16 protein-coding genes are annotated in these 20,274 nt (G+C 57.8%); 13 read left to right on the top strand and 3 right to left on the bottom strand.

All coding sequences use genetic code 11. The features are described from left to right. Positions 1–16: 16 nt before the first annotated feature. The 13 genes from ACN0VM_RS05940 (at position 17) to trxA (ending at position 17,132) form a co-directional block, all read left to right on the top strand. Positions 17–1,660: a stimulus-sensing domain-containing protein gene (locus ACN0VM_RS05940; RefSeq protein WP_417449937.1), complete on the top strand. Its 1,644-nt coding sequence runs from the start codon at positions 17–19 to the stop codon at positions 1,658–1,660. Positions 1,661–1,710: 50 nt separating this feature from the next. Next, on the top strand, positions 1,711–2,172 hold the full coding sequence (locus tag ACN0VM_RS05935; protein WP_417449936.1) for an HPr kinase/phosphorylase: 462 nt from the start codon (positions 1,711–1,713) through the stop codon (positions 2,170–2,172). Then, entirely contained in the window at positions 2,169–3,053 is an 885-nt protein-coding gene (gene rapZ / locus ACN0VM_RS05930; RefSeq protein WP_417449935.1) for an RNase adapter RapZ, read from the top strand. Before ACN0VM_RS05935 ends, rapZ begins: the two co-directional genes overlap by 4 nt. A 49-nt stretch (positions 3,054–3,102) precedes the next feature. Next, positions 3,103–3,501 (top strand): PTS sugar transporter subunit IIA, encoded by a 399-nt coding sequence (locus tag ACN0VM_RS05925; RefSeq protein ID WP_417449934.1) that lies wholly within the window; start codon positions 3,103–3,105, stop codon positions 3,499–3,501. A gap of 21 nt (positions 3,502–3,522) precedes the next feature. Then, entirely contained in the window at positions 3,523–3,807 is a 285-nt protein-coding gene (locus ACN0VM_RS05920) for an HPr family phosphocarrier protein (protein WP_417449933.1), read from the top strand. A 128-nt stretch (positions 3,808–3,935) separates the two neighbouring features. Next, positions 3,936–5,222: an adenosylhomocysteinase gene (ahcY, locus tag ACN0VM_RS05915; protein ID WP_417449932.1), complete on the top strand. Its 1,287-nt coding sequence runs from the start codon at positions 3,936–3,938 to the stop codon at positions 5,220–5,222. A 23-nt stretch (positions 5,223–5,245) separates the two neighbouring features. Beyond that, on the top strand, positions 5,246–6,415 hold the full coding sequence (gene metK, locus ACN0VM_RS05910; protein WP_417449966.1) for a methionine adenosyltransferase: 1,170 nt from the start codon (positions 5,246–5,248) through the stop codon (positions 6,413–6,415). 218 nt (positions 6,416–6,633) lie between these two features. Next, positions 6,634–9,003 (top strand): PAS-domain containing protein, encoded by a 2,370-nt coding sequence (locus tag ACN0VM_RS05905; RefSeq protein ID WP_417449931.1) that lies wholly within the window; start codon positions 6,634–6,636, stop codon positions 9,001–9,003. 23 nt (positions 9,004–9,026) lie between these two features. Beyond that, positions 9,027–9,506, top strand: a complete 480-nt coding sequence (gene tsaE, locus ACN0VM_RS05900) for a tRNA (adenosine(37)-N6)-threonylcarbamoyltransferase complex ATPase subunit type 1 TsaE (protein WP_417449930.1) — start codon at positions 9,027–9,029, stop codon at positions 9,504–9,506. Next, entirely contained in the window at positions 9,503–10,231 is a 729-nt protein-coding gene (locus tag ACN0VM_RS05895; RefSeq protein WP_417449929.1) for a nucleotidyltransferase family protein, read from the top strand. Before tsaE ends, ACN0VM_RS05895 begins: the two co-directional genes overlap by 4 nt. A gap of 2 nt (positions 10,232–10,233) precedes the next feature. Next, positions 10,234–13,224: a double-strand break repair protein AddB gene (addB, locus tag ACN0VM_RS05890; RefSeq protein ID WP_417449928.1), complete on the top strand. Its 2,991-nt coding sequence runs from the start codon at positions 10,234–10,236 to the stop codon at positions 13,222–13,224. After that, a complete protein-coding gene (gene addA / locus ACN0VM_RS05885) occupies positions 13,221–16,658 on the top strand; it encodes a double-strand break repair helicase AddA (protein ID WP_417449927.1) in 3,438 nt (1,145 codons plus the stop codon). Before addB ends, addA begins: the two co-directional genes overlap by 4 nt. Positions 16,659–16,814: 156 nt before the next feature. After that, entirely contained in the window at positions 16,815–17,132 is a 318-nt protein-coding gene (trxA, locus tag ACN0VM_RS05880) for a thioredoxin (protein WP_417449926.1), read from the top strand. Positions 17,133–17,188: 56 nt separating this feature from the next. Here the strand turns inward: trxA and ACN0VM_RS05875 are convergent, their stop codons facing one another. From ACN0VM_RS05875 to trpA, 3 genes are read right to left on the bottom strand one after another with little or no spacing between them, the layout of a single operon-like run. After that, a complete protein-coding gene (locus ACN0VM_RS05875) occupies positions 17,189–18,508 on the bottom strand; it encodes a bifunctional folylpolyglutamate synthase/dihydrofolate synthase (RefSeq protein ID WP_417449925.1) in 1,320 nt (439 codons plus the stop codon). Between the two features lie 41 nt (positions 18,509–18,549). Beyond that, a complete protein-coding gene (gene accD, locus ACN0VM_RS05870) occupies positions 18,550–19,422 on the bottom strand; it encodes an acetyl-CoA carboxylase, carboxyltransferase subunit beta (RefSeq protein ID WP_417449924.1) in 873 nt (290 codons plus the stop codon). 27 nt (positions 19,423–19,449) lie between these two features. Continuing rightward, complete coding sequence (gene trpA, locus ACN0VM_RS05865; protein ID WP_417449923.1) at positions 19,450–20,274, bottom strand: tryptophan synthase subunit alpha; 825 nt, start codon at positions 20,272–20,274, stop codon at positions 19,450–19,452.

Raw genomic sequence — 20,274 nt, 5'->3', positions numbered from 1 at the left:
CGTAAGGGGCTAGCGATTGCGACCACAGATACAACACAGCGCTGCAAGTGGTCGGGGCCGGGATATCCGGCCTCGTCATTACACCCGTGGGCTTTCCCCACTTATGGTGCGGATCATGGTGGTCAACTCCATGGCACTGCTTATTCTTGTCGGTGGCGTTTTGTATCTGAACCAGTTTCGTCAAAACCTACTTGATGAACGAATTGACGCTTTGCTTGTCCAGGGAGAAATTATTGCGGGTGCATTGGGCGAATCAGCGGCAGGCGGTGCGGAAGCAACCGAGATTGACCTTGCGCCGGCACGGCAGATCATCACACGCCTTGTCGGTCCTACCGACAATCGCGCCCGCGTCTTCGCGACAGATGGCAGGCTTATTGCGGATAGCCGTTTCCTGGCCGGTGACAAGCGATTGATTGAAGAAGCATTGCCTGCCCTTGAGACCAGGCCAAGTTTTGTTGAGCAGCTGGAGGATGGCCTGCACCGATTGCTCGATAGCTTGTCCCCGCGTCCGGCGTCGCCACCGAGTGTGGACCGCCCAGGCATGCGAGGCTCAGACTTCATGGAAGTTGCGACGGCCTTGGAAGGCGTGCCAACCGCACAATTGCGTATGCGCGCAGACAACAGGCTTGTTATCAATATCGCAGTGCCGATCCAGCGCTTCCGGCGTGTATTGGGTGTGCTGCTGCTAACCGCTCAGACCGAAGATATTGACCGTATCGTGCGGGCTGAACAGATGTTGACAGTGAAGGTTTTTGGCGCGGCGTTGTTCGCAACCATTCTGCTGTCTTTCTTTCTGGGGCGCACCCTCGTGCGGCCGATCCGTGTTCTGGCCCGCGCGGCCGAACGGGTGCGCGGCGGGATTGGCCGGGAAGAAAACATTCCTGAATTTGCCGAGCGCATGGACGAGATCGGCGATCTCTCGCGTTCTCTGTCCGACATGACGCGGGCGCTTTATAACCAGATTGATGCGGTGGAACAGTTTGCGGCAGATGTGGCACACGAGATAAAGAACCCGCTTTCTTCCATGCGTAGCGCACTTGAGACGCTGGAGATGACCGACAAGCCAGACGTGCAGGCCCGGCTGTTTGCCATCTTGCGGGATGATGTAAAGCGTATTGACCGCCTCATCACCGATATTTCCGACGCATCACGGCTCGACGCGGAACTGACGCGAGGCGAGATGGATGAACTGGACCTGGCCATCATGCTCAACATGATTGTTGACGCTTACACCACAGCGAACAACCATCGTGGTATTGAGGTGGTGCTCGGTGATTATGAAGCCGGGGTCTTTGTCATGAAGGGCATTGACATGAGGCTTGGCCAAATCTGGCGCAACCTGATTGACAACGCCATCAGCTTCAGCCCCGAGGATGGTACAGTTACCGTTTCCCTAACCCGGCGGGGCTCGCGCGTCATTGTGACGGTTGAAGATGAGGGGCCGGGTATGCCCGAGGGGGCGGAAGAGAAAATATTCAGTCGCTTTTATTCCGAACGTCCCGATACAGAAGCCTTTGGTTCACATTCTGGTCTTGGTCTGGCTATCTCGCGCCAGGTAGTTGAAGCCCACGGCGGTTCCATTCATGCTGAAAATAAAATTGCCGACGATGGGTCTGTATCGGGCGCGCGCTTTGTCGTAGAGTTGCCTCTTCTGAAGTAAAACCGAGCAAGAGCAGTTTGCAGGTGAAGGCCAGACTAGGGGCGGCGAGTGTGACAAATCCTATACATGGGACAGTGGTTGACGTGGCGGGCGCAGGGGTGCTTCTACGCGGCCCTTCTGGTGCCGGAAAATCAGATCTTGGGCTGCGGTTGATCGACCGTGGTGCGGTGCTGATCGCAGATGACCAGATATGTTTGCGGGCGGGTAGCCGGGGGCTTGTTGCCTCTGCCCCGGATGAGATTTACGGTTTTGTGGAAGTGTGGGGGCTTGGCCTGCTTTCTGTGCCTGCCGCTAAATTCAGTCTTTTGCGTCTGGTGGTGGACCTTGTTCCTGCCAGCGGGGTTGCCCGTTTTCCTGACGTGGAGACAACGACGTATGAGGGCTTGTCTTTACCGCTTATAAAATTGCATGCGTTTGAGATCTCCACGCCGGCGAAAATTGAATTGGCACTAAAGTATGCCGACCAGATTGGGGACGAGCGGCCACTGCGTGAGAGGAGAAAGCGCTCATGAGTCTCGCTGTCAAACGCCAACTGGTTATTGTGACCGGGCTTTCCGGGGCGGGTAAGTCTTCCGCGCTTCATGCATTTGAAGACATCGGCTTTCAGGCGATTGATAATCTGCCACTTACAATGTTGTCCCAACTGCTTGACGAGGCCATATCGGGAGACAGTGACGCACCGATCGCAGTTGGAATCGATTCGCGTACCTTGCATTTTTCGCCCAGCAAGTTTGAAAAAGCACTCGGTACTCTGCGGGGTCGCTCCGACATTCACCTGCATGTGTTGTTTATGGATGCGTCCGACGACGTGCTGATGAAACGTTTTTCGGAAACGCGACGCGTACACCCTTTAGGGGAAGGACGTCTGTTGCGGGCAGCCATCCGACAGGAACGCGATCTCATGGTCCCTATTCGGCAGCACGTCGATGGTCTGATCGATACCAGCAAGCGCACCGGTGCGGAGACACGGCGGACTATTCTCAACCGTTTCACCGCTCATGACGAGCCCAATATGGTGGTGACCTTCATGTCTTTCGGCTTTGCCAATGGTGTCCCACGCGACGCTGACATGGTTCTGGATGTGCGCTTCCTGAGAAACCCGCATTATGTGCCGGAACTGAAACCAAAAACCGGCCTGTGCGAGGAAGTGGCCAGTTACGTGCAGGCTGATGACGGCTTTGAACCCTTCATTGAGAAGACGATGGGGTTGGTGAATTTTCTGTTGCCGCGATATCGTGATGAAGGAAAATCCTATCTCACGCTTGCAATTGGCTGTACGGGCGGCAAACATCGTTCTGTAACGGTTGTGGAAAGGATCGCGGGCCAAATGACGCTCGACGGTATGACGGTCAATCGCTACCATCGGGAAATAGCAGGTGATGAAAGACGTTGAGGTCTGTTTGGCGGGTTGTCCGTCAGGGAAATAGAATGAGGTCTAGTGTATGATAGGCATGGTGTTGGTAACGCATGGCCGGCTCGCGGATGAATTCATCGCGGCGACGGAGCATGTAGTGGGTGCGCAGGAGCAGATCAGGGCTATCTGCATTGGTCCTGATGATGACATGGAACAGCGCCGTCAGGAGATTATGGACGCAGTCAAAGATGTTGACAGCGGCAGCGGTGTGGTGCTGCTCACCGATATGTTTGGCGGGACGCCGTCAAATCTCGCTATTTCGCTTCTGGAGAAGGACAGGGTTGAAGTGATTGCGGGCATCAACCTGCCGATGCTGATTAAGCTGGCAAGTGTACGCCATGGATCGAGCTTGCAGGAATCGGTTGAAGCGGCCAAGGATGCTGGCGTTAAATACATTAATATTGCCAGCCAGGTTCTTGGTGGCTGAAAGGGTGGGGCCAGTACCGCTATGACAACAAAGGACAACCTCTCGAAGACGGTGGGTATCGTCAACCAGCGTGGGTTGCATGCCCGTGCATCGGCGCGGTTCGCAACCGAGGCGGGCCGCTATGAAGCAAATATCGCGGTAGCGAAAGACGGTATGGAGGTCATGGCGACCTCTATTATGGGGCTGATGATGTTAGGGGCCGCTAAGGGCGATGAAATAGTTATCTCAGCGGGGGGCGAGGAGGCTTTTGCCGCTGTTGAGGCGCTATCTGCGCTGGTGTGTAATCGATTTGGGGAACCGGAATAAACCGTCCGCCCATTCTATATAAAGAAATCTTTATCTTTAGGCGCAAACCTGCTATCACGGCTGCAAATGACGTGGGTGGCCTGCTTCGGCTGCCTTTTTACATGAAGAGTTAGTGAGCAGGACATTCCATGACCGATTATAAAGTTGCCGATATTTCGCTTGCCGATTGGGGCCGGAAAGAAATCAACATCGCTGAGACCGAAATGCCGGGCCTGATGGCGCTGCGTGAGGAATTTGGCGCGTCGAAGCCACTCAAGGGTGCGCGCATCGCAGGCTGCTTGCACATGACGATTCAGACTGCGGTGCTGATTGAGACACTCATCGACCTTGGTGCTGAAGTGCGCTGGTCAAGCTGCAATATCTTCTCGACGCAGGATCAGGCTGCTGCAGCGATTGCAGCGGCAGGCATTCCTGTATTTGCCTGGAAGGGCGAAACGGAAGAAGAAGCTGAATGGTGTATCCACCAAACGATCAAGGGCCCTGACGGCTGGGTGCCGAACATGATTCTTGACGATGGCGGCGACCTGACCGTGATCATGCACAATGATTACCCGGATCTGATGGACGGTGTACGCGGCATCTCCGAAGAAACCACCACGGGTGTCATGCGTCTCTATGAGATGGCAAAAGAAGGTCGCCTCAAGGTGCCTGCCATCAATGTGAACGACAGCGTGACCAAGTCGAAGTTCGATAACCTTTATGGTTGCCGGGAAAGCCTTGTTGATGGGGTCAAGCGTGCGACCGACGTGATGATCGCGGGCAAAATCGCGGTTGTTTGCGGCTACGGCGACGTGGGTAAAGGCTCCGCCGAATCGCTGCGTAGTCAAGGCGCCCGGGTGATGGTGACCGAGATTGATCCGATATGCGCGCTGCAAGCCGCCATGGAAGGTTATGAGGTTACGACGATGGAAGATGCCGCTAAAATTGGCGATATCTTCGTGACAGCGACCGGCAACAAGGATGTCATCACCGTTGATCATATGCGGGATATGAAAGACCGCGCTATTGTGTGCAACATCGGCCACTTCGACAGCGAAATCCAGATTGCGGGTCTTGCAAACTACAAGTGGGAAGAAGTGAAGCCACAAGTGGACGAAGTTGTTTTCCCGGACGGCAAGCGCCTTATCGTGCTGGCGAAGGGTCGCCTCGTGAACCTCGGTTGCGCGACAGGTCACCCAAGCTTTGTCATGTCGGCTTCCTTCACCAACCAGGTGCTGGCGCAGATCGAGCTTTGGAACAACCATGAAAAATACGACATTGACGTCTTTGTGCTGCCTAAGCATCTGGATGAAAAAGTCGCGTCTCTGCACCTTGCCAAGCTTGGCGCAAAGCTGACAACTTTGTCAGCGGACCAGGCGAAATACCTTGGTCTTGAAGTAGAGGGTCCGTTCAAGCCTGAACATTACCGTTACTAAGTTTGCCAAGGAAAGTGCAGATGATGAAAGAATATGTTTTCACCAGTGAGTCGGTCTCCGAAGGCCATCCGGACAAGGTAGCCGACCGCATCTCGGACGGTGTTGTTGACCTGTATCTCGGTCAGGAACCCGAGGCGCGTGTCGCGTGTGAAACGCTCGTGACCACCAACCGTATTGTTCTGGCCGGTGAAGTACGCGGTCCACAATCCATTACCTCAGACGATATAGAGGAAGTGGCGCGGGGTGCCGTGAAGGAAATCGGCTACGAACAGGAGGGTTTCCACTGGAAAAACGCGGTATTTGAAAATCATCTGCACGAGCAGTCGGCCGACATCGCACAAGGTGTCGACGCCGCGGGCAACAAGGATGAAGGCGCTGGCGATCAGGGCATCATGTTTGGCTATGCCTGCGATGAAACTGAAAGCCTGATGCCTGCGCCGATTGATTATTCGCACCGCATCTTGAAGTCGCTTGCTACGGCGCGCCACTCGGGCGAAAATCCGGAGTTGGAGCCTGATAGCAAAAGCCAGGTAACACTCAAGTATGTTGACGGCAAGCCGGTCGGGGCGACCACGGTTGTGGTCTCCACACAGCATAAAGACGGTGTGACACAGGAAGCCTTGCGGGCGCTGGTGCGCAAGCATGTTGAAGGTGTACTGCCGGAAGGCTGGATGTGCCCTGACGACGAATTTTACGTCAATCCGACGGGTAAATTTGTGATTGGCGGCCCTGACGGTGACGCTGGCCTGACCGGCCGCAAGATCATCGTTGACACCTATGGCGGCGCGGCCCCTCATGGTGGGGGTGCTTTTTCGGGCAAGGACCCGACCAAGGTTGACCGGTCCGCAGCTTATGCGGCGCGCTACCTCGCAAAAAACGTGGTGGCAGCAGGACTTTCTAGTAATTGCACCATCCAGCTTGCATATGCCATTGGCGTCTCCAAGCCACTGGCGGTTTATGTAGACCTATGGACCAACGAAGCAGGTATCGACCCGCACAAGTTGTCTCGCGTATTGCAGGATATGGTCAACCTCAGCCCCCGCGGTATCCGAGAGCATCTCGAGCTCAATAAAGCAATTTATGCCCGCACCGCCGCTTATGGTCATTTCGGGCGCAAGCCATCCGAGGACGGTGGTTTTTCGTGGGAGCGCACGGATCTTGTAGATGCGCTAAAGGGTGAATTTGGCCTCTAGGTGCACGATCCCGTCCGCCAGAAGGTGGGCGGGTCCGTCTTGATTGGCGTCTCTATCAGCTTTGGGAGGTGGCCTGAACGTGGGTGGCGCAAGATAGCTAACTCCCGCTCCCTTGTCCTCGGAGCGACAATTCCCAGCGTAATCAATTCCTCTTCTTGTATCTGACGCTTGATACAGGATACTCTTGGTGAGTATCGCGAGGAGGGGACCTCTCAAACATGACCGAGCCTGACCTGCTATCGTTCGCTTTATGGGGTATCATCGCCTGTGCTGCGATCGCGTGGATCGCCCTTAGTCTTTGTGCTTTGTGGCGCGCCGGGCGCATGACTGACCGTGCAAACGGGCTGCAGGAGCTGACCAGTTTTCTTGACAGCATGATCCGGTCTGACCGGCGCCACCCTATCTGGTTGTGGTCGGATGGTCGGCTGCAGGCAGACACAGGATCGCTGGCGCTGGTCGGCCTGCCGGAGAACGCCCGGCATATTGACCAGCTTGCAGGTGAGGGCGCGGTTGTTCCCGCTGATGTTGTCAGTACGCTGAAAAAAGATATGAAGAACGGGCGTGGCGGTACGTCGCCTTATGTCGTCTATCGCGGGAAGGATCGTCCACGCTTGATTATCGACGTTCAAACCTTGCCGACAAACGATAATCACTGGCCGTCAACTGTCCTTTGGGTTGAGGAGGTTCTTGACCGTTCGCCCAAAGGCTATGGGCAGGGTGTCCGCACACTTGAATTGAGATTGCAGGACCTTAGCCGCGCCTTCAATGGTTTGCCGTTCCCCGTATGGGTCCGAGGTCCTGACTTCTCTCTTTTGGAAGTGAATAATGCATATGTAGAGGCTGTTGACGGCGAGAATATTTTTGATGTTGTGGAACGGGGCGTCGAACTCTTTGACCGCCGTAGCCTGACCTCGGCGCGAAAAGCCCGTGAGACTGGCCAGCGAATCCGGGACCGGCGCTTCGGTGTGATTAGTGGCCAGCGTCGGGCGTTTTCGGTCATCAATGTGCCCCTTGATAACGACGGCAACATTCTTGGTGTTGCTGTTGATGTTACGGGCGAAGAGGAGGCGCTGTCGGAGCTGTCAAGGGTGCTTGAATCGCAGTCGGAAACCTTGAACAGACTTCGTAGTCCTGTTGCAATCTTTGGTCCAGGTCAAACACTCCGTTTCTACAACAGTGCGTTTGCACGCTTGTCTCATCTGTCGGAAGACAGCCTCTCATCGGAGTTAAGGCATAGCGAATTGCTGGATGCCATGCGGGACAAACGCCGGTTGCCGGAGCAGGTAGATTTCCAGCAATGGAAAAAGAATGTGCTGCGTCACTATACGACGCTTCTGGAGCCCTATGAAGAGATGTGGCACCTGCCGGATGGGACAGCGCACCGGGTTGTGACGCAACCACATCCACTGGGCGGTCTGCTGATATTGTTTGAAGACGTTACAGATCGGCTTGCCTTGGAACGATCATACAATACTCTTATTGCGGTGCAGCAGGAGACGCTGGATAACATGCGCGAGAGTATCGCCGTTTTTGGGACGGACGCTCGCTTGCAGCTTTCCAACCCGGCGTTCCAGACCATGTGGCAGTTGACAGAAACCGCGTTGGAAGGCAAACCCCACCTTTCAACGCTGGTAACAGATATCCCTATCGATGAAGCGCGTAGCGCCATAGGAGATGAACAGGATTTTCGAGCCTCGCTGGCGGCGTGGGTGTCTGAGCACAAACACCGGTCCGGGCGGTGGTATCGCGCCGATGGCATGGTAGTGGATTATGCCATGGTTCCTCTTCCCGATGGCGGGGTGATGCTTACTCAAAGTGATGTCACTGACAGCTTCAAGGTCGAACAAGCCCTGAGAGAACGATCCAATGCACTGGAAGCGGCGGATCGACTGAAAAGCGAATTTATCACCAGCATGTCTTATGAACTCAGGACCCCGCTCAATTCGATTATCGGTTTTGCTGAATTGCTCGATCAGAAAATCTTCGGGGAGCTCAATCAGCAGCAGGCTGAATATGTGAAGAATATCCTGAGCGCATCGGATGATTTGAAGGTGCTGATTGCCGATGTCCTCGACCTTGCTGTGCTGGATGCCGGTGAGGCAGAGCTTGAGCTTGAAGACGCAGACGTCGTCCGCGCACTTTCTGACGCGGCAACATTGGCCGCAGATATTGCTGGCAAGGTTGGTATTGCACTGAACTTGGAAGACTTTAAGGACGTGGGCACGATTACTGCTGATTCACTGCGCCTGAAGCAGATATTCTATAATATGGTATCATCCATGCTGAACTTTGCTCGCTACGGCGGGGCGCTGACAGTACAATTGTTGGGCGACGACCTTGGCGTTTCGGTAACAGTATTTAATGCAGATTCAGGGCTTACCCCGCGCGAGCGAGACAGGCTTGTTACAACGGTAGCCATGGGTGCCTCTCCAGGTGGACGGCGTGCGACGGGACTTGATCTCGCTCTTGTCCGCAGTATTGTCGGCTTGCACCACGGTACAATCCAGCTTGAACCATATGGTGATGAAGGTCTTGCGCTCAGTTGTCATTTGCCGCGCAGTCAGCCCGATCATAGTTCAGTTACCTGATTTTAATAAAGACAAGATCGCCCATGCCCAACACCTTGCTTTTTGAGCTATCCTGCAAAAGCGAAAAAGAAACGGCCGACCTGGCAGCGCTCATGGCTGGGCTCATCGAGCCCGGTGTCATCATTGCTCTGACGGGCGATCTCGGTGCAGGCAAAAGCACTTTTGCTCGCGCCTTCATCCGCGCGCGCCTCGATGATCCTGAGGCCGAAGTGCCCAGTCCGACCTTCACGCTTGTTCAGACCTACGATGATCCGACCAGCGTTGAAATCTGGCACGCGGACCTGTACCGCCTGAACGATCCGGAGGAAGTCTATGAACTTGGCCTTGATGACGCCCGGACAGAAGCAATTTGCCTGATCGAATGGCCTGACCGTATGCCAGCAGGCTGGTGGAATAGTGCGTTGGAAATGAAGCTCAATATCAGCGCACAGGGCGAGCGCACAGTTGCTTTTTATGGCGAGGCAACCCGGTGGCTTGATGTACTGGCACGGCTCAGCGCATGACGAGGGGGATTATCCTGTCAGCCGGGCTTGGACGTCGTATGGGCGAGCTGTCGGCGCATACGCCAAAACCGCTGGTGCGTGTGGCAGGGAGGGCGCTGCTTGACCGCGCGCTTGACCGGACAGACGAGGCTGGCTTGGATCGGGTCGTCGTAAATGTGCATCACCACGCGGATCAAATTGAAGATCATTTGGCGTCGCGCATTGGTGCGGGGCAGGTGGTGATTTCGCATGAGCGCGATAAGCTACTGGACACAGGGGGGGGCGTAAAAAAAGCGCTCCCGCTCTTGGGGGAGCACCCCTTTTTCACCATCAATAGTGATGCGCTTTGGCTTGACGGTGCTGGTTCCACGCTTCTGCGTCTTGCATCAGTTTTTGACGCTGACCGTATGGACGCTCTTTTGTTGCTTATCCCCACCCCGGAAGCGTTAGGCTATGACGGGGTTGGGGATTTTATTCCCTTTGCTGGTGGCATGGGGCCGGTGCCCATTTCTTTTCGGGGGGAGGCGCCTGCCGCGCCAGTGATGTATGGTGGCATCCAGATGATTGTGCCATCGCTGTATGACAGCACGCCAGTAGGCGCGTGGTCCAACCGGCTGGTCTTCCGCAAGGCGGCAGATGCCGGGCGGCTTTTTGGTCTTGTACATGACGGACACTGGATGCATGTCGGCACGCCCGAAGGTGTGATGGATGCGGAAGCCCGCCTTAAAGAACTTGGAGCACCGTAACGATGACGCATGAGCCCAAGGTCTATACCATTGGTGCCGCGCACTCCTTCGTGGATGCGCTGGCTGCCGGGGTAATGGACAGGGCGGACAGTGACCCGACCCGATTATCGGAAATCACCATCCTTGTACCCAACCGGCGCGCGCAAGGTTCGCTCCGGGAAGCCTTCCTGCGCATTGTGGGTAGACGCCCGATGGTGCTGCCAACCATGCGCCCTATCGGTGACGTGGACGATGATGAGGTGGCCTTTCTTGGCGCGGGGCTGGGGCTTGATCCGTCTGATATTCCGCCAGCTATCTCCGGCACACGGCGGCAGGTGCTTTTGATGCGGCAGATCATGGCATGGGGTGGTGCGGGCGAGACAGGCATGGCACCAGCGCAGGGCTGGCGCCTCGCGGCTGAACTCGCACGCTTCATGGACCAGTTGGAAACAGAGGGTCTGCCATTTGACGGCCTGAAGGAACTTGTACCCGAAGGGTTGGCGCATCACTGGGATGTGACACTTGAGTTTCTCAAGATCATCTCCACCCACTGGCCGGCTATTCTAGAGGCCGAGAGTGTGATGAACCCCGCAGCGCGGCGAGATACGCTGTTGCGTATGTTGGCAGATCTTTGGGCGGCGCGGGCTCCAAGGGGGACGATCATCGCGGCCGGGTCTACCGGTTCCATTCCCGCGACAGCCAACCTGCTTTCTGTCGTGGCGCGCCTGCCTGAAGGCATGGTCGTGCTGCCGGGTCTTGAGCGCGACATGGACGATGACGCGTGGGCTGAGGTTGATGCAAGCCACGCGCAAGGCGTGCTGAAGGATTTGCTGGTCACCACGTCGGTGAACCGACATGAGGTACGCGACTGGAATAGGGTGCCGACTAATGGCCGGCTCCCCCGGGCGCGCCTGTTTCAGGATGCGCTGGCGCCTGCGTTTGTGACTGACCGTTGGACCAGCCTTGGCTATGACAAGGCAGATAAAGCCATACTTTTTAAGGGCCTGAGCAAAATCGTGGCACCGACGCGGAGGGAGGAAGCCAGCGCCATCGCCCTTGCCATGCGAGAAGTGCTGGAGATCCCGTCGCGCACCGCGGCCCTTGTCACGCCTGACCGCGCTCTGGCGCGCCATGTGCGCGCGGCGCTCGCGCGTTGGGGCATTGAGGTAGACGATTCTGGTGGTGACAGGGTGCTCAACACGGTACCGGGCCGTTTCCTTGGGCTTATCGCCGATGCGGCGAGTGAGAGCTTTGCGCCCGTTCCTCTTCTGGCACTATTGCAGCATCCGCTTGTGTCCATAGGCGGCGACCGGCGGGTATATCTGGCGGCCATCCGGCGTTTCGACATGTATGTGATGCGTGGGGTGCGCCCGGCGGGCGGTCTGGACGGCTTGATCGCAAGAGCCAAGGCGGCGGTGAGTGACAAGAAAGCCGACTTCAACGCGGAAGACCTCGCGGTGGTTGAGAAAGTCATCGCCTGCCTGCGCCCGTTGGAGGCGGCGCTGGCGAACGCTGAACCGCTTGATCTGCTGCTGAAAACCCATACTGAAGTGGCCGAGGCGCTGGCGGCTGAAGAAGGAAAGCCGGGTGCGGATAGCTTGTGGAAAGGCGAAGAGGGTCAGGCGCTGGCGGATGCAACGGCGGAGCTCATTCAGGAAACCGGGGCGATAGACGACGTGAGCGCGGAGGCCTACGCCGCCCTGTTTGCCGAACTTTACGCGGGCGTAACCGTGCGGCCGGTATGGCGCAAACACCCGCGGCTTTATATCTGGGGTACGCTTGAGGCACGGCTGCAGCGCGCAGATGTGATGATTTTGGGGGGGCTGAATGAGGGTACGTGGCCCGGTGAGATCAAGCCCGACCCATGGATGAACCGGCCAATGCGCAAGGAGTTTGGCCTGCCGCCGCTTGAACGCCGCACGGGACAATCAGCGCACGACTTCATGCAGGCTGCGATGGGGGAGGAGGTCATCCTCAGCCGTGCCGAGAAAGTGGACGGTGCGCCCACAGTGCCAAGTCGCTGGCTTTTCCGTATTGAGGCGCTGGCAGGCGGCAGCATCCCTGAGGCGGCGCATTATCTGGCGTGGGCACAATCGCTCGACGCGGTGAAGCGTGCAAGGCCTGTGCAACCGCCTGCGCCAAAGCCGCCGCTTGCGGCCCGGCCCAAACGCCTGTCGGTCACGCAAGTGGAAAACTGGATGCGTGACCCTTACGGGCTATACGCAAACAAGGTGCTCAACCTGAAGCCGCTGGACGCCATTGACGACCGCCCCAACGCTTCCACCAAAGGCACGCTTTTGCATGAGGCGCTGGAAAAATTCCTTGCGGAAGAAGGCCCGCGCAAGGGGGATGCAGGCTACCAGCGGCTGATTGCAGTGGGGCGGCGTGTGTTTGAACCAGTGCTGATCCAGCCTGCTGTTTATGCTTTCTGGTGGCCGCGGTTTGAACGTATTGCAGACTGGTTCATCTCCAATGAGGCAGCGCGCGCAACGGCTTATGAGGTCGCGGCCATTGAAGAATGGGCGGAAGCCGAGCTTGAGGATAGCGGGTTTACCCTGTTCGCCAAGGCCGATCGCATCGACCGCAAGCGAGACAGCGGCGCGTTGACGATCATAGATTACAAGACAGGCAACATCCCCTCTGCCAAGCGCGTGGCGGCAGGGTTTGCACCGCAACTGCCGCTTGAAGCATGGCTCGCTGAGCGGGGTGCTTTCACTGGTGTGGACGCAGCACCCGTGGATGATCTTGTGTTCTGGGAGATTAAGGGCGGGGAACCGGTTCAGAAAGAGCACAGGCCTATAAAAGACGTGCCTCTATCTGTTACGGAGGCGGAACAAGGCTTGAGAGACCTCGTTAAAGCCTTTTCGGATGAGGTGGTTGCATACTTGTCAAATCCACGCCCGAAACAAGCTGGCTATGGTGACTATGATCATCTGGCGCGGGTGAAAGAGTGGCGCAACACAGATGACCCGTTTGATGGTGATGATGACAGTGACGGGATGTGCAGCGAATGAGCAAGCCCCGCATGACAGAAGCGCAGGCGCGCGCCACACAGCCCGAATTGACCGCATGGGTAGGGGCAAGCGCGGGCACCGGCAAGACCCACGTTTTGACCGCCCGTGTGTTGCGGCTGATGCTGACAGGCACGGACCCTGAAAACATAGTCTGCCTAACCTTTACCAAGGCCGCCGCGGCCGAGATGAAAAACCGTATTTTCGAGGAGCTTGGCCGCTGGTCGATGATGCCGGATGCCGCGCTCATCGCAGAGATCAGCCGCCGTACCGAAGAAGATGCGGACGCTGATATGCTGATCCGCGCCCGGCAACTGTTTGCCTATGTGCTGGACCTCTCCGGCGGCCTGCAGATACAGACATTCCACAGCTTTTGTCAGGCGCTTCTGGGCCGTTTTCCGCTTGAGGCGGGGATGGCGCCGGGTTTTGAGGGCATCGACGAGGCCGTCGCAAACGAAATGATGGCCAGCGCAAAGGACCAGATGTTGGCGCTGACCCGGACACCGCAGGGTGCAGATATTCGTCGTGCGCTCGATCATGTGGCCGGGCTGGTGACCGAGAACACTTTTGACGAGGTGATCGGGCGACTGTCGTTTGAGGCCTCTACCCTGACCCGGGCCGAGAAAGCCTACACCAGCACCGGCCTTGCTCCTGCACTGTACCGTGCGCTTGAGCTAACGCCCGGTGAAACCCGCGATATGGTCATAGACCGTGCGGTCGCGGATGATGCGTTTGACCTGGCCGGCATGCGCGCCATGGGGCCGGTTCTGCTGACGGGCAGCAAGACGGAAGTGAAGGCCGGGGAAGCGATCACGGCTTTTACCGCCGCCGAGGGCGATGCGCGCACGGCATTGTTTGATGACTATATGCTGGTGTTCCTCACGCAGACGGGCGCGCCGCGCGCGAGGGTGGCGACCAAAGGCACGCTTACCAAACACCCGGAGTTTGAAGACATTATCGCGAAGGAACAGAACCGTCTGGTGCGGGTGGCCGAACGGCTGAAACGCATCGCGGCGGCAGAGGCGACGGTCTCGCTCCTGACCTTGGGGCTAGCGCAACTTGGCCGTTACCGCCACCTGAAGGCGGAACGGGGCCTGGTGGACTTTGACGACATGATCGACCGTACCGTCAGCCTGCTGGACCGTACCGACGTCGCGCCTTGGGTATTGTTCAAGCTGGATGCCAGCGTGGACCATATTCTTGTTGATGAAGCGCAGGACACCAACCGTGAACAGTGGCGTGTGGTTGAGGCCCTGACGGCCGAGTTTTTTGCGGGCGAAGGCGCGAGCGACAAGATACGCACAGTGTTTGCCGTAGGGGATGCCAAACAATCCATCTTCTCGTTTCAGCGCGCCGACCCACGCGAATTTGTTGCCGCCCGTGACCGGGTGTTCCACCGAGCTTGGCAGGCAGAAATGCTGGCGGAGAACGTACCGCTCAACCTGTCGTTCCGGTCTGGCGGCGCTGTGCTTTCGCTCGTTGATGCTGTGTTTCATAAAGATGCGGCGGCGTGGGGTGGCCTCTCAGCCGACCTTGAGCATGTTCAGCACGATTTTATCCGCACAGGCCATGGCGGACTGGTGGAGCTGTGGCCCCTTGAGGTACCAGTTTCTGCACGTGAAGACGACGAGGCGCAGGGCTGGGTGCCGCCCCTTGTGCAGGAACATGCGGACGATGCCGAAGGCCGCGCCGCGTGGCGCATCGCCCGCCGCATTCGGCAGATGATCCAGGGGCGTGAGATGCTCGAAGCGCAGGCCCGACCCATTGAGGCAGGTGATATTCTGGTGCTGGTACGCAGGCGCACGGCGTTTGTCGATCATCTGGTCCGGGCATTGAAGTTCCTTGGCGTGCCGGTTGCTGGCCGCGACCGCATGGTCCTGACGGACGAACTGCCGGTGATGGACCTGCTGGCACTGGCGCACGCGGCGCTTTTGCCCACGGATGATCTTACATTGGCCACCGTGCTGAAAAGCCCTTTCATCGGGTTTGATGATGATATGCTGTTCCGTCTGGCGCATGGCCGCAAGGGTGCGCTGTGGCATGCCCTGCAGCGCAAGGCGGGGGGCGAACCAGCGTTTGCCAGCGCGCTTGCCTATCTGCAGGATGTGGTGCGCGGCGCGGATATCCGCACGCCCTTTGAGTTTTTCTCCCATGTACTGACGGAGTTGGGGGGGCGTGCAAAACTCGCGGCGCGGCTGGGTGAGGAAGTCCATGATCCGATTGACGAACTGCTCGAAGAAGCGCTGAGATTTGAGCATACAGGTACGGCGTCCCTGCAGGCCTTCATCCACCGGGTTGAACACAGCGGTACCCAGATTAAACGCGACATGGAGGCGGCCGGCGGGCTGGTGCGCATCATGACGGCGCACAGCTCAAAAGGTCTTCAGGCGCCGATTGTCTTTCTGTCCGACCTTGTCAGCCTGCCGACGACGACAAAGGAAGGCCGACTGGTGCCGATTGACGGCCCATCCCCGAATATGCCGCCCCTTCTGATCTGGACGTCGCTTGGAGCGGGCTTGCCGCTGGTGGAGGACAAAAAAAAGCAGCTCAAGGAACAGGCGCTGGAGGAATATCGGCGGTTGCTGTATGTGGCGCTGACCCGCGCTGAGGATCGTCTTTATATCGCCGGGTGGCAGAGTGAACGGGAGCCGGATGAAAACTCGTGGTTCAAGGCGGTTGAGGATGGTTTTGAACGTATTGGCGCGGAGGCGATCACGCTTGAAGGTGGTTATGAAGTTAGGCGATTCGTCGTGCCGCAAACCGCTGAGGTCACTGCAAAAAAGATGGAAGACGGGGCGCGCACGCCGCCGCCACCGTTGCCTGCGTGGGCGCGCAAGCGTATGCCGGAGGACCCGGACCCGCCCAAGCCACTGGCGCCTTCCCGCCCCGACGAGGAAGAACCCGCGGCGACCAGCCCGCTTGCGCGCAAGACTGCCGCTCGGTTTGAGCGTGGACGGTTGATCCACAACCTGCTGGAATGGCTGCCGGATCTGCCTGCGGATGCGCGTGAAGCGGCCGGGCTGCGGTATTTGGCCCGCGCAGGGCTTGACGATTTGGCGACGGCCACCTTCTGGCGCGAGGTGTCATCAATTTTAAATGACGCGTCTTTTGCCCCCCTATTTGGCCCCGGTAGTCGGGCAGAAGTGCCCATTGCCGGGCTTGTGGGTGGGCGTGCAATCTCAGGGCAGGTCGACCGCCTGGTGGTGACAGATGAGAGCGTGATGATCATCGACTACAAGACCAACCGCCCGCCGCCAAGGGATGCGGCGCAGGTGCCGGAGGTTTACCTGAAGCAAATGGGGCTGTATGCCCGTGCGCTGGAGAGCGTGTATCCGGGCCGGGAGGTCAAAGCTGCGCTTTTGTGGACCGATATAGCATACCTGATGGAACTGAAAAAAAGCCAGATGGATGAGGCGCTTGCACGTATGGGGCTTTAGCTGCTGTGCGGTGAAATATCACACAGGCGTTACTAAACCTTGACCCCGCATAGGTGCCTTCTTACCTTAACGACTGTGACGAGACCACCGGCCCGGACAGGGGCCCCGTGTGAGGCTGGATGTGCCATCACCGGTTAGCAAAGAAAGAGTAGACAGATGGCAACCATCACCGTGACTGATGAAAATTTTGACGCTGAAGTGCTAAAAGCAGACAAGCCCGTGCTTCTTGATTTTTGGGCGCCTTGGTGCGGCCCATGTAAGATGATCGGTCCGGTTCTTGAGCAGATTTCCGGCGAGCGTGATGATATCATCATCGCCAAAATGGATATTGACGAGAACCCGGAAACACCAACGTCTTTTGGCGTGCGCTCGATTCCGACCATGCTGATCTTCAAGGGCGGCGAAGCCGTGGCAACCACCATGGGTGCGAAGCCAAAAGCGCAGCTCGAAGCGTGGATCAACCAGTCAATCTAAGACTGGTGACAGCTGAAAACAAAAAGGCGCCCGATTGTGGCGCCTTTTTTTGCAGTCTAACTTGGCAGTTCACCGGTAATTTTAAGTACATTGCCTGCGAGGTATAGGGAACCGCCGATCAGCACAAAGGGCGAGCGGTTTGGGTTGGCTTTCTCCGCGACCATGCGCATCGCTGATTCTACATCTTTGGCCACCACACCATTGATGCCCACGTCCGTCGCGGCAGCGGCGAGGAAACCGGGCTCCGCCGGGTCTTCGTCGCATTCGATAGGCACCGCAATCACATGGTTGACGATACCGGCAAGTGGCCTCAGGTAGCCCTTGGCGTCCTTGCGGTTCAGCATGCCGATAACGAGCGTGATGGTGCGTTCGACCGGGTCGATCTCTGAGAGGAAGCTGCGGATCACCTGACCAGCGGCGGGGTTGTGGCCACCATCCAGATACAGCGATGCACCATCGGGCAAAAGGGTATTTAGGTGGGTTCCGGCCAGTTCTTGCAATCGTGCTGGCCAGCGTACCCAACCAAGGCCGGCGCGGATCGCGGCGTCAGGTATGGTGACCTCATTTTGCGCACGCGCCAGCGCCATTGCCATGCCCGCATTGATCATCTGGTGGCCTCCCGCAAGGCTTGGAGCCGGTAGTTCAATCTCGCATGAACTGTCCGTATAGCGAAAACTGCCTGCCTTGGGGTTTGGCAGCACATGCCAGTTTTCATCAAAGATCTGCGGCTTGAGGCCAAGCTCTTTGGCACGGGCGCGAATGACCGCCATGGCTTCCGGGCTTTGTGGACCAATGACTGTGGGGGTACCTGCCTTCATGATGCCGGCCTTCTCGCCCGCGATTGCCCCGAGTGTGTTGCCGAGGAAGTTTTCGTGGTCCATGCTCACGGTTGTGATGCCTACAGCCGCGGGTTTGTCTATCACATTGGTGGCGTCCAGCCGTCCGCCGAGGCCTACCTCCAGAATGCACAAGTCAGCGGGCGCGCGCGCGAAGGCGAGGAAGGCTGCGGCGGTGGTGATTTCAAAGAAAGTGATATCGTCGCCAGCGTTCTTTGCTTCGCATTCTTCCAGAATGGCGACGAACTCTGGTTCGCTGATGATTTGCCCCGCAACGCGGATGCGTTCGGCAAAACGTACGAGGTGCGGCGAGGTATACACATGCACGCGGTGTCCCGCTGCCTCCGCGATCGCGCGCAGGGTGGCGACGGTCGAACCTTTGCCGTTCGTGCCTGCGACATGGATGACAGGCGGCAGTTTTTTATGTGGATTGTCGAGTTTCTCAAGCAGCCGGTAAAGACGGTCGAGTGACAGGTCGATCTCAACCGGGTGCAGGCTTTTGAGGCGCGCGAGAAGCTTGTCGCTGGCCGAAGTGTCCATGAACGTTCCTCGCGCTGCCGGGTGTATAGTGCGGCCGGTTGTTATTCCGCTGCTTTTTTGCGGTGTTGCCCACTCATCAGCATGGCAAGCACGCTGCCGAGTTTTTCTGCCATTTCATGACGGTGGGTTACCATGTCGACCATGCCGTGCTCCTGCAGGTACTCGGAGCGCTGGAAACCTTCCGGCAGTTTCTCGCGGATAGTCTGTTCGATCACGCGTGGGCCGGAGAAGGCGATCATCGCACCCGGTTCCGCGATCTGGATATCACCCAGCATGGCGTAGGAGGCTGACACACCGCCAGTTGTCGGGTCGGTCAGTACCACAAGATAGGGCAGGCCTGCGTCGCGCAGCATCTGCACAGCGACGGTTGTGCGCGGCATCTGCATCAGCGACAGGATGCCTTCCTGCATGCGGGCGCCGCCGGAGGCCGTCATCATCACCATGGGTGCGCTGATTTTAAGCGCGTGGCGTGCGGCGGCGACAATGCCTTCTCCCACGGCCATGCCCATGGAACCGCCCATGAAATAGAAGTTCTGAACCGCAATCACCGTGGTCACGCCGCCGACCTTGCCAACGGCGGCCTTGATGGCGTCTTCGTCACCCGTGCTGTTGCGTGCCGCTTTGAGGCGTTCTGAATAGCGTTTGGTGTCACGGAACTTGAGCGGGTCCTGATTTACCTTTGGCATGTCGATAAGGTCATAGCTGCCGTTGTCAAACAGGGCGTCGAAGCGGTCCTTGGGCGGCACGCGGTCATGATGATCGCAGTGTGCGCACACATACTGGTTGGCGATAAATTCTTTCTGGAAGATCATCTGCCCGCAGCTTTTGCATTTGTGCCACAGGTTATCCGGCGTTTCCTTCGGATTCAGGACTTTTCTCAGCTTCGGTTTGACATAATTGGTGAGCCAGCTCATGCGCCTCAACCCCTTCTCGTTTTGTGCTTACCGCTTTGCCTGCCGGACACCGTCCGCCAGCGTTCTGGTGAAGGTCAGCACGTCTTCAGTCATGCCCTTTTTGGGCTTGTTGTCACTGTCTAGGCCGCCTTCGATCAGGGATACGATGGCGGACCCGACGACGGCCGCGTCAGCAATACTCGCGACATCTGCGGCCTGTTCAGGCGTGCGGATACCGAATCCGACAGCAACTGGCAAGTCTGTATGCGCTTTAATGCGCGCGACTGCCGCGCCGATGTCGTCTTTCGTGGCGGACTTGCCGCCGGTGACACCCGCAACTGCCACATAATAGACGAAACCGCTCGCCCCGGAAAGGATTGTGGGCAAACGCGCGTCATCGGACGTTGGTGTCGCGAGGCGGATTACATCAATCCCGGCCTTGCCTGCGGGCACGCGCAGTTCCTCGTCTTCCTCCGGCGGCAGGTCAACAATGATCAGGCCGTCCACGCCCGCCGCCGCGGCGTCAGCTGTGAAACGGTCAATGCCGTAGGCGTAAACCGGGTTGAAATACCCCATCAGAACGAGCGGCGTATCAGCGTTGACTGCACGAAACCTGCGCACCATCTCAAGCGTTTTGATCATCGATCCACCCGAGGCCAGTGCGCGCTGTGCAGCGCGGTCGATGGCGGGGCCGTCTGCCGACGGGTCGGTAAACGGCATGCCCAGTTCGATAATATCGGCCCCAGCGTCCGGCAGGCCCATGACAATCTCAAGCGAGGTGTCAAAATCCGGATCGTTCGCGGTTACGAAGGTGACAAAAGCGGCACGGTTTTCTCCGGCCAGCCGCTCAAAACAGGATTTCAGTCTGCTCAT

This window comes from Kordiimonas sp. (assembly GCF_048260245.1).
GTDB lineage: Bacteria > Pseudomonadota > Alphaproteobacteria > Sphingomonadales > Kordiimonadaceae > Kordiimonas.
This window is presented reverse-complemented; position numbering and strand designations above follow the sequence as displayed.

Bases quoted from the DNA above. Each gene is read 5' to 3' on its own strand.
- rapZ (WP_417449935.1), top strand. From the start codon at position 2,169: ATGAGTCTCGCTGTCAAACGCCAACTGGTTATTGTGACCGGGCTTTCC.
- ACN0VM_RS05925 (WP_417449934.1), top strand. From the start codon at position 3,103: ATGATAGGCATGGTGTTGGTAACGCATGGCCGGCTCGCGGATGAATTC.
- ACN0VM_RS05920 (WP_417449933.1), top strand. From the start codon at position 3,523: ATGACAACAAAGGACAACCTCTCGAAGACGGTGGGTATCGTCAACCAG.
- ahcY (WP_417449932.1), top strand. From the start codon at position 3,936: ATGACCGATTATAAAGTTGCCGATATTTCGCTTGCCGATTGGGGCCGG.
- metK (WP_417449966.1), top strand. From the start codon at position 5,246: ATGAAAGAATATGTTTTCACCAGTGAGTCGGTCTCCGAAGGCCATCCG.
- ACN0VM_RS05905 (WP_417449931.1), top strand. From the start codon at position 6,634: ATGACCGAGCCTGACCTGCTATCGTTCGCTTTATGGGGTATCATCGCC.
- tsaE (WP_417449930.1), top strand. From the start codon at position 9,027: ATGCCCAACACCTTGCTTTTTGAGCTATCCTGCAAAAGCGAAAAAGAA.
- ACN0VM_RS05895 (WP_417449929.1), top strand. From the start codon at position 9,503: ATGACGAGGGGGATTATCCTGTCAGCCGGGCTTGGACGTCGTATGGGC.
- addB (WP_417449928.1), top strand. From the start codon at position 10,234: ATGACGCATGAGCCCAAGGTCTATACCATTGGTGCCGCGCACTCCTTC.
- addA (WP_417449927.1), top strand. From the start codon at position 13,221: ATGAGCAAGCCCCGCATGACAGAAGCGCAGGCGCGCGCCACACAGCCC.
- trxA (WP_417449926.1), top strand. From the start codon at position 16,815: ATGGCAACCATCACCGTGACTGATGAAAATTTTGACGCTGAAGTGCTA.
- ACN0VM_RS05875 (WP_417449925.1), bottom strand. From the start codon at position 18,508: ATGGACACTTCGGCCAGCGACAAGCTTCTCGCGCGCCTCAAAAGCCTG.
- accD (WP_417449924.1), bottom strand. From the start codon at position 19,422: ATGAGCTGGCTCACCAATTATGTCAAACCGAAGCTGAGAAAAGTCCTG.
- trpA (WP_417449923.1), bottom strand. From the start codon at position 20,274: ATGAGCAGACTGAAATCCTGTTTTGAGCGGCTGGCCGGAGAAAACCGT.